General features: G+C 53.5%; 14 protein-coding genes. 8 read left to right on the forward strand and 6 right to left on the reverse strand.

All coding sequences use genetic code 11. The features are described 5' to 3' along the window. The first annotated feature begins 296 nt into the window (after window positions 1-296). The 5 genes from H8K47_RS12195 to H8K47_RS12215 are packed head-to-tail and all read left to right on the forward strand — an operon-like array spanning window position 297 to window position 4,863. Window positions 297-929, forward strand: coding sequence for a hypothetical protein (locus tag H8K47_RS12195; protein ID WP_186881690.1), 633 nt, complete (start codon window positions 297-299; stop codon window positions 927-929). Further along, window positions 926-1,597, forward strand: coding sequence for an ABC transporter ATP-binding protein (locus H8K47_RS12200; protein WP_186881691.1), 672 nt, complete (start codon window positions 926-928; stop codon window positions 1,595-1,597). The genes H8K47_RS12195 and H8K47_RS12200 overlap by 4 nt, the downstream gene beginning before the upstream one ends. After that, window positions 1,594-2,823 carry an ABC transporter permease gene (locus H8K47_RS12205; RefSeq protein ID WP_186881692.1) on the forward strand — a complete coding sequence of 410 codons (1,230 nt, stop codon included), beginning with the start codon at window positions 1,594-1,596 and terminating at the stop codon, window positions 2,821-2,823. The genes H8K47_RS12200 and H8K47_RS12205 overlap by 4 nt, the downstream gene beginning before the upstream one ends. Before the next feature lie 13 nt (window positions 2,824-2,836). Next, window positions 2,837-3,592: an outer membrane lipoprotein-sorting protein gene (locus H8K47_RS12210; protein WP_212681592.1), complete on the forward strand. Its 756-nt coding sequence runs from the start codon at window positions 2,837-2,839 to the stop codon at window positions 3,590-3,592. Between the two features lie 5 nt (window positions 3,593-3,597). Further along, window positions 3,598-4,863, forward strand: a complete 1,266-nt coding sequence (locus tag H8K47_RS12215) for a hypothetical protein (protein ID WP_186881693.1) — start codon at window positions 3,598-3,600, stop codon at window positions 4,861-4,863. 32 nt (window positions 4,864-4,895) lie between these two features. Here H8K47_RS12215 and H8K47_RS12220 read toward each other — a convergent pair whose 3' ends face one another. Further along, on the reverse strand, window positions 4,896-6,005 hold the full coding sequence (locus H8K47_RS12220; protein ID WP_186881694.1) for an HD domain-containing phosphohydrolase: 1,110 nt from the start codon (window positions 6,003-6,005) through the stop codon (window positions 4,896-4,898). A 340-nt stretch (window positions 6,006-6,345) separates the two neighbouring features. Between H8K47_RS12220 and H8K47_RS12225 the strand changes: the two genes are divergently transcribed. Then, the gene (locus H8K47_RS12225) at window positions 6,346-6,750 is read left to right on the forward strand and encodes a MerR family transcriptional regulator (RefSeq protein WP_186881695.1); all 405 of its coding nucleotides are present in this window, start codon (window positions 6,346-6,348) and stop codon (window positions 6,748-6,750) included. 1 nt (window position 6,751) lies between these two features. Beyond that, window positions 6,752-7,783 carry an aldo/keto reductase gene (locus tag H8K47_RS12230; protein WP_230405201.1) on the forward strand — a complete coding sequence of 344 codons (1,032 nt, stop codon included), beginning with the start codon at window positions 6,752-6,754 and terminating at the stop codon, window positions 7,781-7,783. Window positions 7,784-7,847: 64 nt separating this feature from the next. Here the strand turns inward: H8K47_RS12230 and tmpT are convergent, their stop codons facing one another. Further along, window positions 7,848-8,489, reverse strand: a complete 642-nt coding sequence (tmpT, locus tag H8K47_RS12235) for a thiopurine S-methyltransferase (RefSeq protein WP_186881696.1) — start codon at window positions 8,487-8,489, stop codon at window positions 7,848-7,850. A 179-nt stretch (window positions 8,490-8,668) separates the two neighbouring features. Here tmpT and H8K47_RS12240 point away from each other — a divergent pair, with 179 nt between their 5' ends. Beyond that, on the forward strand, window positions 8,669-9,082 hold the full coding sequence (locus tag H8K47_RS12240; RefSeq protein ID WP_186881697.1) for a MerR family transcriptional regulator: 414 nt from the start codon (window positions 8,669-8,671) through the stop codon (window positions 9,080-9,082). A gap of 75 nt (window positions 9,083-9,157) precedes the next feature. On the opposite strand, the gene lpdA is transcribed toward H8K47_RS12240, so the two are convergent. The 4 genes from lpdA to H8K47_RS12260 all read right to left on the reverse strand — a co-directional run bounded on the left by lpdA (window position 9,158) and on the right by H8K47_RS12260 (window position 16,032). Then, window positions 9,158-11,281, reverse strand: a complete 2,124-nt coding sequence (gene lpdA / locus H8K47_RS12245) for a dihydrolipoyl dehydrogenase (protein ID WP_186881698.1) — start codon at window positions 11,279-11,281, stop codon at window positions 9,158-9,160. Window positions 11,282-11,295: 14 nt separating this feature from the next. Beyond that, window positions 11,296-12,618: a dihydrolipoyllysine-residue acetyltransferase gene (aceF, locus tag H8K47_RS12250; RefSeq protein WP_186881699.1), complete on the reverse strand. Its 1,323-nt coding sequence runs from the start codon at window positions 12,616-12,618 to the stop codon at window positions 11,296-11,298. Window positions 12,619-12,701: 83 nt separating this feature from the next. Further along, window positions 12,702-15,398, reverse strand: coding sequence for a pyruvate dehydrogenase (acetyl-transferring), homodimeric type (gene aceE, locus H8K47_RS12255; RefSeq protein WP_186881700.1), 2,697 nt, complete (start codon window positions 15,396-15,398; stop codon window positions 12,702-12,704). A 394-nt stretch (window positions 15,399-15,792) separates the two neighbouring features. Continuing rightward, on the reverse strand, window positions 15,793-16,032 hold the full coding sequence (locus H8K47_RS12260) for a TonB-dependent receptor (RefSeq protein ID WP_186881701.1): 240 nt from the start codon (window positions 16,030-16,032) through the stop codon (window positions 15,793-15,795). Window positions 16,033-16,271: the final 239 nt, after the last annotated feature.

The raw sequence follows: 16,271 nt of genomic DNA on the forward strand, positions 1-16,271 counted from the left end.
AGCTCTTCACTTCTGATGTTGGCAGCTATCCCGCTTACCACACTGGTACAGCGGGGGACCAGAAACCGTCTGCTCAAAAGCCAGCAGTCTACCCAAGTCGGGCCAGATTGGCATGATCAAACAGACACATTTTTTCGTTCTTCCCAGGTTTTTGCACACGATGCGGCCCTGCATTTCACACCATCGGCAATGGCTTTCACGACAAGATGCCGCCGTATGTCGCATTTCAGTCGCCTGCCAGATCTGTCCTCTTTAAGCTGCGATCAGTCCCAAACCGATCAACCAAGGAGAACACCATGTACCGCAAATCGACGACTGCCCTGCTCTTCAGTGTTTGTGCCTGCCTTTCATCTATGCAGCCAGCGTATGCCTATTCCGAACCTGAATTTCAGGCGGCGTTTCAGGCTTTCCGCGCCAGTGCTGGTAATGAAGAACGTGCAGCCAAAGCCTTTCAGGATTTACTCAAAGCCGAACCAGGTCAGCCTTTGCTGATGGCCTACACCGGTGCAGCAACCAGCAAGCTGGCGACCACCACCATTTTCCCCTGGAAAAAAATGTCGTATGCCGAAGAAGGTCTGGCCATGATCGATAAGGCGCTGGTGTTGGCCGATAAAGAACAGACTCAGATGCACGGCAATGTCTTACAACTGCTGGAAGTCAAATTTGTTGCCGCCTCGACGTTTCTGGCGGTGCCGGAATTCATGAACCGTCAGCCACGTGGCCAAAAATTATTAGAAGACATACTGGCTCACCCACAGTTAGCGACAGCAGAGCTGGGCTTCCGGGGTGAAGTCTGGATGCGGGCCGCGCGTCTGGCACAGCAGCAAAAACGTAACGCCGACGCAAAAAAACTGGCAGAAGAAGTGATACGTCTTCAAGCGCCGCAATCAGAAAAAGCGAAGCAGTTTCTGCAAGGATTCAGTGCATGAAGCCCGTCATCGAATTGCACGGTGTGCATAAATCCTATCAACTGGGTCAGCATCTGGTGCGTGCATTGCGTGGTGTGGATTTACAAGTGCAGGCGGGAGAATTGCTGGCATTGACCGGTCCTTCCGGCAGCGGCAAAAGCACGATACTGAATCTGTGCGGGCTGATCGATCAGGCTGATCAGGGTCAGGTCGTGATACAGGGCAGCGATATCGCCAGCTTGTCCGAACGCGAACTGACACTGCAACGACGTCAGACCATAGGCTTTATCTTCCAGAGCTTCAATCTGGTACCGGTCATGACGGTGGCAGAAAACGTCGACTATCCCTTGTTCTTAAATGGCGTGCCGGAAGCAGAACGCAAAGCCAGAGTGGCAGCGCAACTCAAGGCGGTAGGACTGGAAGAACATGCACAGCACCGGCCTGATGCCTTGTCCGGCGGCCAGCGCCAGCGGGTCGCGATTGCGCGTGCACTCATCAAACGTCCGGCTTTAGTCATTGCCGATGAACCGACAGCCAGTCTGGATTCCATCACCGCAGATCAGGTGCTGGACCTGATGCGTGAACGCGGCCAGGCCGAAGGTGCGGCGTTTGTGATCGCCAGTCACGATGAGCGCTTAACCCGCCGTGCTGACCGTGTTGTGCATTTACTGGATGGGAGACTGCAATGAAACGATTCGCGTTAGAAAGCACCTGGCTGCGCTTTGCCTTCCACAATGCCTTGCGCAACCGGCGCCGCTCTTTGGTCACCGTCAGTGTCGCCGCACTGGGGTCGGCTGCATTGCTGCTCGCAGGTGGCTTCGCTTATTCGACTTACGAAGGTCTGGCCCAGTCCGCGGCGCGCAGCAGCGGGCATCTGATCGTCGGCACGGCAGAGCACTTTGATAAAGAAGAAGACACACCGCTGCAATATGGACTCAGCAATGTGGCTCAGCTGGATAAGCAAATCCTGAGTGACCCTGCGGTACGCTATGTGCTGCCGCGGGTAGAATTCAGCGGATTGATCAGCAATGGCGACAAGTCCACCATTATGCTGGGCGTGGGCATCGATGCCGATGCAGAATTTGCTGTCAAAGGCCCTTTCCTCAAAGTCGTGGCTGGCAGCATACTGCAAGACCCGAATAGTACCGACATCGTAATCGGTGAAGCCCTGGCGCGCAGTCTGAAAGCCACACCCGGCAGCAATCTCACATTAATGGTCAGCACTACAGAAGGCGCGCTCAATGCCATGGATGTGAATGTGCGTGGCATCGTCACGACCGGCATACCCGACATCGACAAACGTCTGATTTACACCGGTATCCACAACGCGCAAAGTCTGCTGCATACCGATAAAGTCAGTAGCCTGGGCGTATTCCTGAACAGCATGCAGGCGACGCCGGAAGCGCAGCACAGACTGCGGCAACAATTAAACGGCCTCACCATACAGAACTGGGAAGATCAGGCTTTTTTCTATCGATCGGTGCGTGCATTGTATAACCGGATTTTCGGTGCGCTGGGTTGCATTATCAGTCTGATCGTGGTGTTTGTGGTGGCCAATGCGATGGCGATGGCGATTATAGAAAGAACCCGCGAGACCGGCAGTCTGCGTGCGATGGGTACCCTGCCCGGCGAACTGATACGCAGCTTTTCGTATGAGGGCATGTTCCTGGGTGGCAGTGGTGCTTTATTGGGTGCGGCCATCGCGGTCGGTGTGGCCTTGCTGCTGACCGTGTTCCCGGTGCAGATGCCACCACCACCCGGCCGCTCTACCGGTTATCCCTTGCTGATCAGCCTGGACCTGAACATGTATCTGCTGACCATCAGCGGCATGATAGTACTGTCCATGTTGTCCTCTGCACTGATTGCACGCCGCACCCTGAACCAGCCTGTGGTTGATGCGCTGGCCCATACCTGAACTGGAAAAAATCATGAAAAACTTACGCTATTCGAGCGCATACCTAATGCTGACACTGGGCTGCCTGTTCAGCCTGAGCACCGCGCAGGCCACAGAAGTAAGCCAGATCATCAAAACCACCGATCAGCTGCGCACCGGTGGCGGCAATATGCAGGTCGAAACTGAAATCACTACCTATCTGCGTGATGGAACGCTGGAAAAAGAACGCAAATACCGCGTGTATAGTCAGGCCCAGCGCCAGTCATTGGTGTTGATGCAAAGCCCGGCGGAAAAAGGGCAAAAAGTGTTGATGTCGGGCGATGATTTCTGGATGCTGTTGCCGGGCAGTCAGCGCCCCATGCGCATCACTGCGATGCAGAAACTACTCGGTGATGCCTCGGTCGGCGATATCGCGACCATGAACTGGGCCGATGATTATCAAGCCAGCCTGAGCGGCGAAGAAGTATGCGGCAACCAGCCCTGCCTGCATTTGCGGCTGGACGCGAATCGTAAAAGCCTGGCCTATCAGCATATAGAACTGTGGGTAGGTAAAAAATATTACGAACCAATCAAAGCCGACTTGTACGTGCAATCTGAAAAACTGGCGAAACAAGCAAGCTTTGTGATGGATAAAACACAGGCTCCGTCTGCGGTGGTGGAAATGCGTCTGAGCGATCAACTCAGCAGTCACAAAGAGACACGCATACGCTATCTGAGCCGTCAGTCGAAAACGGTACCGGAAGCATGGCTCAATCCCATGTTCCTGGCGAAAAATCCAGTGCTGGAGTGAACTTTATGTCCGCACTCAAAACGTCACCATCTGGCCTTGGTCTGGTAGCCGCATTGCTGTTGTCAGGCTGGCTGATGCCACCGGCACAGGCCGCAGAAAACGATTTCAGCTATAGCGGCAACTGGCGCACGTTGTTCAGTTCCACTCAGCGCAATACTGACGGCCCGGCTGCGCAGGCAGAGCAACTGCAACCCGGCCTCATCCGCACTGTGCAAAGCAGCCTGCAAACTGAGCTGGAACTCAAGGTGCAATACCGGAATCTGCACAGCACCGTGACTACCCATACCGACCAAAACGGCGATGGCGCAAGCCAAACCACCGCCTGGCTCAATGAGCTGTATGGCAATCTGGATCTGGGTGCCTGGCAATTAAGTGCGGGTAAAAAAATCATCGCCTGGGATGTGGGTTATGGCTTTCGCCCGAATGATGTGATACAGCAAGAAACCAGGCGCAGTCTGATCAGCCAGACTGCGACAGGCAAGCCGCTGGCCAGCCTGGATTATTTTACGGCTGAGCAGGCCCTGAGTCTGGTCTGGGTGCATCCCGCACACCAGAACAACAGTGAGAGTGATCAGGAACAGGCATTGGCGGCACGCTGGTATCAACGCAGCGGCAATGTCGACTGGCATGGCTTTGCACGTGTTGGTCAGCAGACTCAGGGCAGTCTGGGCGCGGCCTTTTCCTGGGTCGCCAGCGATGCCATCGAGTTACATGGCTCGCTACGTTACCAGCAACAGGCCAAGCAATTGCAGTATGTGGGTGGCAATGGTTTGGCACGCAGCGCGCCCTGGCAATGGGGCATGCAACACCAAGTCAGCCAGTGTCTGCTGGGTGCGAATCTGACCACTGAAGATCAGCACAGTTTTTTTTTGGAGTACTGGTATGACGGCAGTGCGCGCAGTCAGTCCGACTGGCAGCAGTGGCTGCAGCATAACCAGCGCTTACAAGTGATCGCGAGGCAAGCTGAATGGCAGACTGCGGCAGCGGCGAATCTGGCCTGGCAAAATACCGCATTTAACGCAGCCAGCAATCTGCGTCGCCACAATCTGTTTGCGCGCTGGAGCCATCAGCAAGAAGCCTGGCAAACAGCCATCGATGTGCTGTGGATGCCGGAAGATGGCGGCAGGATCAGCAGCTTCAGCGTGGAATGGCAAGGTGACCGCTGGCGCTGGCAGGCCGGTTTGCGTTTGCTGAATGGCCCGCAGCAGGCGGTAGTACGTCAGCTGCCTGGCAGCCACAGCGCCTATGTCGCGACTAACTGGGCGTTCTGAGCTGATATGCAGTCTATGCAGTCGGAGTTGGCTTAATTTTGTTTCATGATCAAGCCACGCACGACATCATTAAAGGCGTTGACCAGCTGAGCATCAAACTGCACTTCGACATTGGCATTGATTTCTGAAATTGCGCTTAGCAAACTTTTTTTATAGCTGCGGTCTGAACGTTCCGTGGTAATCGAACAAAAGGTATCGATAATCGCCAGCATACGGCCACCGGGATGGATTTGCTCGCCACTCAAACGACCCGGATAGCCTGTGCCATCGTAGGACTCATGATGATCGAGCACCATTTTTGCAGCTTCATCCCAACCGGAAAAACGCTGCAACATCTGATAACCGATCTGCACATGATCCTGAATGATGCGCTGCTCTTCACGCGACAGATGCCCTTCTTTATTGAAAATAGAATGAGGAATAAATGCCATCCCAATGTCATGCATCAGCGCCGCCGCCTGCAACTGCTCTGGATCGACTATCGTACCGACCGCCTGATTCAGCGCATTTGCCAGTTGCACCGTCTGCGTACTGCGATTTTTTCGGAAGATACTCAGATGATCGATACATTCCGCCCATTGTTGCATCAGTACCAGGTCAGCAGGCAAGGCTGGTGCGGTACGTTCAGTTTTCGCCGACTCCGCTTTAGAAGTGCCCCTGCCCCCCAAAGCGATAAGCGCATCGCGGAAATACTCAGAACGCAAACCCGAAGCACAACGTTGTTGTAACTCATCACATACCGCAGCCAGGCGGGAGCGTCTGAGCTCATCACCGACGCCTTCATTGATCAGCTCAGTCAGCAGCTGTTCGATTTCATCCGTCGCCAGTAATAAAAACTCACCCAGCTCAGGAAAATACTGCTCAGGATGCGCACGCAGTACAGAAAAAATTTCTTCTATCCTATGCATCAAGGCATTGAATGGCGCCAGTCCCACCATCTGACAATTGCCTTTGAGTGAGTGCATGGAGCGGAACATACGATGTATGTATTCCGAGCCACCATGTCGGTTCAGGGCCTTAACGCAGGAATCCACTTCGATACAACACTCGCGCGTGCAATCCACAAAATCATCAATGATAGTGCGCTCCATTTTCAGGAACTCAGGACAGGTGAAGAAATTGCTCTGTACGGTAGTGTTCATATTTCCCGGCTTTCAGTGACTGAGTTGGCAAGGTTAAAGGACATGACACAGCTTAGGGGGACAGCAGCGAGGCAATCTGCGCGTCAGGTGGGCGTTGTTACGCGGCACGCAGCTGTTCTTACTATAGTGCAATTCTGAGTGCTTGGACAGCATTCCGCTACAGCGCGAAATGTCAGGCGATATTTTTGAGTAAATTGAGTCACAATTGTTAGTTTTTTAGCGCATGGCTTACCATCGCCCGACACTTGCCCTGCAATTCAGACGCTCGCGCTTCTTTTATCCTCAAAAAGCTGATAATGCTGCTTGACTTAGAGTGCACTCTAACCTCCAGACTATATTCATGACCACGACTCTGACGATACAACAGGCCGCCGAGGCAACCGGACTTAGCGTACATACCTTGCGCTATTACGAACGCATCGGTTTGCTCGATCCCATCAGCCGGCGCGACAACAGCCACCGCTTATTTCGCGAAGAAGATTTGCTGTGGATAGCCTTTCTGCTCAAGCTGCGCCGCACTGGTTTGCCGGTACGCGACATGCTGCAATATGCGGCATGGCGGCGGCAGGGAAATACCGTTCAGAGCGTGGCTGCACGCAAAGCATTGCTGATTGCGCATACGCAGAGCGTGGAACAGAACCTGGCTGAATTGCACAGCAACCTGCAAGTCTTACAGCGCAAGATCGCGATGTACGAGGAGCTGGAACGGCACAATTCAGGCCAGAGCAACCACAAGGAGCCATGAGATGCAAACACGAACTCACCATGAAATGAACTCAGGCAGCATCCTCCCCATGCGCGAGCTAGGAAAAAATGGGCCACGCGTTTCGGCCATCGGCTTGGGCTGCATGGGCATGAGCGATTTTTACGCAGGCCGTGACGACGCCGAATCAATCGCTACCCTGCACCGCGCGCTGGAACTGGGTATCAACCTGCTCGATACCGCCGATATGTATGGGCCGTACACCAATGAAGAACTGATAGGACGTGCGATACAGGGCAAACGTTCGCAATGCTTTCTGGCGACGAAGTTCGGTATCGTACGCGATCCGGCGAATCCACATGCACGTGGTGTGAATGGCAGCCCCGACTATATACGCCAGTCCGTAGAAGGCAGTCTGCGGCGCTTACAAACCGATCATATCGACCTGTATTACCAGCACAGAATAGACCGCCAGATCCCCATCGAAGAAACCATGGGTGCGCTGTCGGATCTGGTACGTGCGGGGAAAATTCGCTACCTAGGCTTGTCAGAGGCCTCCGTCGCCACCATAGAGCGTGCCCATGCAGTGCACCCGCTGACTGCAGTACAAAGCGAGTATTCGTTGTGGACGCGGGATCCTGAAGCCGGGGTGCTGGCCGCCTGTCAGCGCCTGGGCATAGGCTTTGTGCCTTACAGCCCGCTGGGCAGGGGCTTTTTGACTGGTACCCTGACCAGTCCTGATCAGTTTGCGGAAGATGATTATCGCCGCCACAGTCCACGTTTTCAGGGTGAGAACTTCACGCGCAATCTGGCACTGGTGGCTCAAGTCAGACAGCTGGCACAAAGCTATCAATGTACCCCCTCACAACTAGCTCTGGCCTGGGTACTGGCACAAGACCCGCATATCGTGCCCATCCCCGGCACCAAACGGCGGCGCTATCTGGAAGAAAATCTTGGGGCACTGCAAGTCAGGCTGAATGACAGCGATCTGGCCACGCTGAATCACTTATTCCCGCCGGATATCGCTGCCGGTGATCGTTATAGCACAGAGAGCATGCGGGTATTGAATGGCTAATTATTTAATATACAGCGCACTAGATTACAGAGTATCCGGCTATAACTAAAGACGATTCGGCGATTCATTTATGCGGCTGCAACAACCATACCGATTCGGTGGCGGGTGCTTTGCCTTTGATACCTCCGGCAACTGCTACACGTGTCAGGTGGCTGAGCTGATAGTGTTGCGCATAATGTTGCTGCACTTCTGACGCCAATACCGCAAATGGTGGCCCGTCGGCGAGCGTCTGCTCGTACTCATAGGTGATCAGCAATTGCGCGGCCTGGTGGCTCAGCGCCTGCAGATGCTGACTATAGGCAGTACGCATAGCGGGCGGCAGGGCCACCAGTGCCGCCCTGTCGTACACGGCATCGACAGTACCTAACAAAGCAGCATCCAGGCTAAAAAAATCACCGACAAACATATCGATGCCAGCTGCACTGAATTGCAATAAACCAGCATGCTGTGTGATAACAGGCTGCAGCTGTAATTCGTCGAATAAAGCGCGGATAGCGATCTCGCTGAGATCGATACCCACCAGCCGGTATCCACCTTGTCGGAGCCAGTGAATATCCAGCGACTTACCACACAGCGGCAAAAATACACGCGCGCCCGTCGCCAGCTGCAGACTCTCAAGATACTGAGTCAACAGTGGGTTCGCTTGCGCCAGATGGAAAGCGATCTCCTCGCGTGCCCATTTGCCATGCCAGAATTCTGCTTCCATTTTATTTTCCTTATGCTTGTACAGTCTGAATCTAGGATGCATACCTTTGCATCAGCATCAGCATCAGTCAGATCGTTGGTTGAATATGCGTTGCCTGAAAAAGAATAGCAACTCAAGCGTACTTGAGGTCAAGTCAGGATGCATAATCGCTGTTTCAGCATACACGCGGCGGAGACGACATGGATATAGGTGAAGTGATACAACAGTCGGGGATACCCGCATCGACGTTACGCTATTACGAAGAAAAGCAATTGATACGCTCATATGGGCGACGCGGTTTGCGGCGTCAGTTCGACAGCTCAGTGCTGACGCAACTTGCGTTAATCAGTCTCGGTCAACAGGCAGGATTTCGCTTAGAGCAGATTGCGACCTGGCTGCACAGCGATAACCCTGGCCTGCAACGGGAACTATGTCTGCAACAGTCACAACTGCTGGATCAAAAAATCAAGGAATTACAAGCGGTCAGGAATGCATTACAACACGCCGCTCACTGCCCTGCCACACGACATATTGAATGTCGCCAATTCCAGAAATTGATGCGTATCGCTCTGCACAGAAAGCGCAAAGCACACACCGGCGCTGCAACGGTCTGAAAAAAACCCCGTCCTTCTGCAAAGACGGGGTTTGCTTGCCAGTTTTGCGACCACAGTCGCAATCCTTAGCGGAGCTTACTTCTTACGCTGAGGCGGTAAGTCGGTACAAACGCCTTTATAGACTTCTGCCGCCATGCCTATCGATTCGCCCAGTGTAGGATGCGGATGGATAGTTTTACCGATATCGACTGCATCGGCCCCCATCTCTATCGCCAGTGCGACTTCTCCGATCATGTCGCCAGCATGGGTACCCACGATACCGCCGCCGATGATGCGCTTGCTTTCTGCATCAAAGATCAGTTTAGTGAAGCCTTCGTCACGGCCGTTAGCCACGGCACGGCCCGATGCCATCCATGGGAATACACCTTTTTCAACTTTGATGCCCTTGGCTTTGGCTTCATCCTCAGTCACGCCTACCCAGGCCACTTCCGGATCGGTATAAGCCACAGAAGGAATGACCTGTGCATCGAAATAGGCTTTTTCACCGGCCGCTGCTTCGGCTGCCACATGTGCTTCGTGAACGGCTTTATGCGCGAGCATAGGCTGGCCGACCAGATCACCAATCGCAAAGATATGCGGCACGTTAGTACGCATTTGTTTGTCGACGTTGATGAAGCCACGGTCTGTCACTGCCACACCGGCTTTGTCAGCAGCGATTTTTTTACCGTTCGGGCTACGGCCTACTGCGACCAACACTAAATCATAGAGCTGTGGCGCAGGTGCGGCTTCGCCTTCGACGGCAGCAGCAAACGTGACTTTAATCCCTTCCGGCAGCGCTTCCACGCCCACGGTTTTGGTCTTAAGCATGATATTGTCGAAGCGTTTTTCATTGTGCTTCTGCCAGACTTTCACCATATCGCGGTCGGCACCTTGCATCAGACCGTCCATCATTTCGACCACGTCGATGCGCGCACCCAGCGTGGAATACACGGTCGCCATTTCCAGACCAATAATGCCACCACCGATGACCAGCATGCGTTTCGGCACCTGACGCAATTCCAGCGCGCCGGTACTGTCAACGATACGCGGATCTGCAGGAACAAACGGCAGATTCACAACGGAAGAACCGGCAGCGATAATCGCCTGCTTGAACTGCACCACTTTTTTGCTGCCTTCAGCTGCAGTTACTTCGATATGGTAAGGGCTCAGGAATTGACCCACGCCTTGCACCACATTGACCTTACGGGCTTTAGCCATGCCAGCCAGGCCTGTGGTCATTTTTTTGATGACGCTTTCTTTGTAGCCGCGCAGTTTGTCGATATCAATCGCCGGTTTCGCGAAGCTGACACCCAGTGCTTCCATATGCGAGGTTTCGTCAATCACCGCCGCCACGTGCAACAAGGCTTTAGAAGGGATGCAACCTACATTCAGGCAGACACCGCCCAGCGTAGAATACTTTTCTACCAGCACAGTATTCAAACCCAGATCGGCAGAACGGAAAGCAGCTGAATAGCCGCCAGGACCGGCACCCAGAACCATCATATCGCACTCAATATCGACCTGACCGGCATAGCCGGACGCCACCGGGGCTGGTACTGCCGGCGCAGCCGCGGCAGGAGCGACCGTTGCAGGCGCAGGTGCTGTTGAAGATGCAGCAGCTGGTGACGTTGCGGCACCCGCAGCTTCGACCAACAACAGCAAGGAACCTTCCGCAACTTTGTCGCCGACTTTGACTTTGACTTCTTTCACCACACCCGCATGGCTGGATGGAATTTCCATACTGGCCTTGTCGGATTCTACGGTGATCAAAGACTGATCCACTTTGATGGTATCGCCCGCTTTGACCATCAATTCGATGACTTCAACTTCTTTGAAATCACCGATATCGGGTACTTTAACTTCAACAATGCCAAGCACTGCAGGTGCGGCAACTGGCGCAGCGGCGGCCGGGGCTGCAACCGGAGCAGCAGTTGCACTCGGTGCAGCCACTGCTGGTGCAGCAGGTGCTGCTGCAGCGCCCGTTTCTGCCTCAACGATCAGCAGCAAGCTGCCTTCAGCAATTTTGTCGCCGAGTTTAACGCGCAATTCTTTGATCACACCAGCGTGGCTGGATGGGATTTCCATACTGGCTTTGTCAGACTCCACGGTGACCAAAGACTGATCGACCTTGATGCTGTCGCCGACTTTAACCAGCAATTCAATGACTTCAACTTCTTTAAAATCGCCGATATCGGGAACTTTGATTTCTATTGTGCTCATGCCCGGTTCTCCATTCACAGCAAGGTTTTACGCATGTCGGCCAGGATATCGGCCAGATAAGCAGCAAATTTGGCAGCCATCGCACCGTCGATCACGCGGTGATCATACGACAGCGATAAAGGCAGCATCAGGCGTGGCACGAATTGCTTGCCATCCCATACCGGTTTGATGCCGGATTTGGACAAGCCCAGGATCGCGACTTCAGGTGCATTGATAATCGGCGTGAACGCAGTGCCGCCTATACCACCTAAAGAGGAAATCGTGAATGTCGCACCTTGCATATCAGCTGGCTTCAGTTTGCCGTCACGCGCTTGTGCGGACAGTTCACCCATTTCACGTGCGATCTCAGAGACCGTTTTCTGATCCGCGTTTTTTACGACCGGCACCACCAGACCATTCGGGGTATCCGCCGCGAAACCAATGTTGTAATACTGTTTCAGGATCAGGTTTTCGCCAGTCGCATCGAGCGAAGCATTAAATGCCGGGAATTTTTTGAGCGCAGCCACGCTCGCCTTGATCACAAATGCCAGCATCGTCAGCTTGACGCCGGATTTTGCCAGCGCCTCGTTAGACGACTTACGGAATTCTTCCAGGTCGCTGATATCGGCCTCTTCAAAATGCGTGACATGCGGGATCATGACCCAGTTGCGATGCAGATTCGGGCCAGACAGCTTTTTGATACGGGACAGAGGCTGGGTCGTCGTCGCACCGAATTTGCTGAAGTCCAGCGACGGCCAGGCCAACAGATTCAGACCAGTACCGCTGCCATTCACCGGTGCAGCTGGTGCTACGGCGGCGACTGCAGTTGAACCAGCCATAATACCTTTGACGAAGTTCTGTACGTCTTCCTGAGTGATGCGGCCTTTTTGACCAGAACCGGCTACACGGCTCAGATCCACGCCAAGCAGACGTGCAAACTTACGGATGGATGGGGAAGCATGTGCCTTACCCGCAGCAGCGGTGGCGACTGTGGCTGCAACTGCAACCGCAGGTGCAGGCGCTGGAGCAGGAGCCGGCGCAGCAGCGACTGGCGCTGCTGCCGCCACTGGTGCGGGTGCGGCTGCCGGAGCAGGCACTGGTGCCGGTGCAGCCGCATCCGCGCTGGCTTCCACGATCAGCAACAAGGAACCTTCAGCGACTTTATCGCCGAGCTTCACTTTAATTTCTTTGACGACGCCGCCATGGCTGGAAGGAATTTCCATACTGGCTTTGTCAGATTCTACGGTGATCAGGGATTGATCCACTTTGATGGTATCGCCGACTTTGACCATCACTTCAATAATCTCGACTTCTTTGAAATCGCCGATATCCGGGACTTTGACTTCAATTGCGCTCATAAATTAGCTCCGTTTGCGTATCTTTAACAGGGTGCGTCGTGTGTCGTCAGCCAGGGAATGCATCGCATCCCCTGGCGCAGACATTACACAGTCACCGGATTTGGTTTATCCGCATCAATGCCGTACTTGGCGATTGCCTGGGCAACCACGGAAGCAGACAAAGCGCCTTCGTCAGCCAGGCTTTTCAGTGCAGCGATGACGACGAAATAGCGGTTAACTTCAAAGAATTCACGCAGTTTTGCGCGGGTATCGGAACGGCCATAGCCATCGGTACCCAGAACTTTATAGCTGCGGTCTTTAGGAATGAAAGCACGGACCTGTTCTGCAAAAGTGCGCATGTAATCGGTCGATACCACGATAGGGCCCTGGGTGTCCTTCAGACATTCAGTGATGTAAGGCAGACGCGCAGTTTCGGTCGGGTGCAGCATGTTCCAGCGTTCTGCATCCTGGCCATCACGTGCCAGCAACGTGAAGGAAGGCGCAGACCAGACATCAGCAGCGATACCCCAGTCGTTTTTCAGCAATTCAGCAGCAGCAATCACTTCACGCAGTATCGTGCCTGAACCCAGCAACTGAACGCGGTGTTTGGTGACTTCCGGTGCTTTCTGCAGCGGGTACAGACCTTTCAGGATGCCCTCTTCCTGACCTGGCTGGATGCCTGGATGGCTGTAGTTCTCGTTCATCAGTGTGATGTAGTAGAACACGTCTTCCTGGTTGGTGATCATGCGACGCAAACCGTCATGGATGATCACGGCTACTTCATGCGCGAAGGTCGGATCGTAAGGTACGCAGTTAGGGATGGTGGACGCCAGGATGTGGCTGTGTCCGTCTTCATGCTGCAAACCTTCACCATTGAGTGTAGTACGGCCAGCCGTGCCGCCCAGCAGGAAGCCGCGTGCGCGCATATCACCCGCAGCCCAGGCCAGATCGCCGATACGCTGCAGACCGAACATCGAGTAATAGGTGTAGAACGGGATCATCACGCGGTTATTGGTCGAGTAGGAAGTCGCCGCAGCGATCCAGGAACTCATACCACCGGCTTCATTGATACCCTCTTGCAGAATCTGGCCGGCTTTATCTTCACGGTAGTACATGACCTGGTCTTTATCGACCGGTTCGTACAGCTGACCGACCTGGCTGAAAATACCGATCTGACGGAACAGACCTTCCATACCGAAAGTACGCGATTCATCCACCATGATAGGCACCACGCGTGGACCAACGCTGGCATCACGCAGCAAGGCGGTCAGGATACGTACATAGGCTGCAGTAGTAGAGATTTCACGGCCTTCGGCAGTCGGCTCCAGCATGGCCTGGAAAGCTGAAAGTTGCGGTACGACCAGTTGTTCATCCGCTTTCTGACGACGTTGTGGCAGGTAACCACCGAGGGCACGGCGGCGCTCATGCAGATACTGCATTTCCGGCGTGTCATCAGCCGGCTTAAAGAATGGGATTTCCGGCAATTGCTCATCGGCGATAGGTAACTGGAAGCGGTCACGCATTGCTTTGATTGCGTCATCATCCAGCTTCTTGGTGTTATGCGCCGTATTGCGCGCTTCGCCAGCCTTACCGAAGCCAAAGCCCTTGATACTCTTAGCCAGAATCACAGTAGGCTGGCCTTTGTTTTCCTGCGCGACTTTGAATGCGGCGTAAATTTTGTGTGGGTCATGACCACCACGGGTCAGACGCCAGATATCGTCATCCGACATATTGGCGACCATGTCCAGCAATTTAGGATGCTTACCGAAGAAATGCTTACGCACGTACGCACCGTCTTTGGCTTTGTAGTTCTGATATTCGCCGTCTACGGTTTCCATCATCACTTTTTGCAGGATGCCTTCTTTGTCTTTCGCCAGCAACTCATCCCAGCCACTGCCCCAGATCACTTTAATGACATTCCAGCCAGCGCCACGGAAATCGGATTCGAGTTCCTGAATGATTTTGCCGTTTCCACGTACCGGGCCATCAAGGCGTTGCAGATTACAGTTAACCACGATGACCAGATTGTCCAGCTGTTCGCGGCCAGCCATACCGATCGCGCCCATGGATTCCGGCTCATCCATCTCACCGTCACCGCAGAAGGCCCAGACTTTACGCTTCTCGGTATCAGCAATGCCACGTGCATGCAGATACTTCAGGAAGCGTGCCTGGTAAATCGCCATCAAGGGGCCCAGACCCATCGATACGGTAGGAAATTGCCAGAAGTCTGGCATCAGTTTTGGATGCGGATAGGAGGACAAACCTTTGCCATCGACTTCGCGACGGAAGTGCAGCAATTGTTCTTCACTGATACGGCCTTCGAGGAAAGCACGGGCGTAAATACCAGGTGCAGAGTGGCCCTGGATGTACAACAGGTCGCCGCCATGTTCTTCGGTCGGTGCATGCCAGAAGTGATTAAAGCCTATGCCCAGCATGTTTGCCAGGGAGGCGAAACTGGACAAGTGACCGCCGAGGTCGCCATCCACACGATTGGCTTTGACCACCATCGCCATCGCATTCCAGCGCATATAAGAGCGCAGACGTTCTTCGATTTCCAGATTGCCAGGGCAGTGCACACCCTGATCAGCCGTGATGGTATTGACGTAGGCGGTATTACTGGAGAAAGGAATATGCGCACCGCGACGGCGTGCCAGATCCAGCATACGCTCCATCAGATAGTGGGCACGGTCAGGGCCTTCCAGCTCGATCACAGCTTCGAGTGCATCTAACCACTCGTTGGTTTCCATAACATCAGGATCATTAACGGCTTGCGCCAGAACTTGGTCTATCTGAGGTGACATACGGGTCTCCGGTTGGTGCGCTGACAGGTGCAGCGGCGTTTGCATATCGACGAATTTACAGCTTCAATTTTTTTAGCTTAAGCATTCTAGCAGGGCTTTTTTCATTTTCCAAATAGTGATATTTGATTTCATAATGCGATATTTTGTTTGCACTGCAACACACTATGGAGAGCTTATTTTTATTGCCAAATAAATCACACCCCCTGCGATAAGCTGTCGTTTTTTTGCCATGCGGGCTGCGCACTGTCAGCCCTCCCCCTCCCCAAAAAAAAACAGGGCAATGATTGCTCATTGCCCTGTTTTAGGTACCGCTGTCGATTCACCGGTCTCACGATCAGCGTATCGGGCCTACACTGCGCGAATCTGGTCGCACAGCATAAACCTGCCCGCAGCATTATTTGAACTGATACTTCAAACCTACTTTGAAGTAACGGCCAATTGCACCGCTGGCATCCATCGGGTTGTAGCTCATGCCTCCGTAAGTCAGCGGATCCAGTGGAGCCACTTTATCGAACAGATTCTGCACCGAACCAAACACTTCCAGATTCTTCATGGCTTTCCAACGGAAAGACAGATCGACTGTTGTAAACGAAGCCAGTGTGCAATCTGAAGTAGGCGCATTGCTGAGATGCATGCTCACTTTTGCCCATTTTTTATAAAAACTTAATCAGAACTTTATGCTTATCCCCATCAGAGTGATGACCACCGTCACATTCATGGTGTAGCCAATACTACCTGCGCAACTAACTCACAGGGGCAATTTTGCGTAAGTCCTAATTGCGTAGCATCCATCATTAAATAAATAAAAAACCATGTAATACAATAGTAAGAAATACCTAAACCATGACAAAAATCGACGTGCATGCGTACCAT

Source organism: Cognatundibacterium rugosum (assembly GCF_014284365.1).
In the GTDB taxonomy this organism is placed as follows: Bacteria; Pseudomonadota; Gammaproteobacteria; order Burkholderiales; family Burkholderiaceae_D; genus Undibacterium; species Undibacterium rugosum.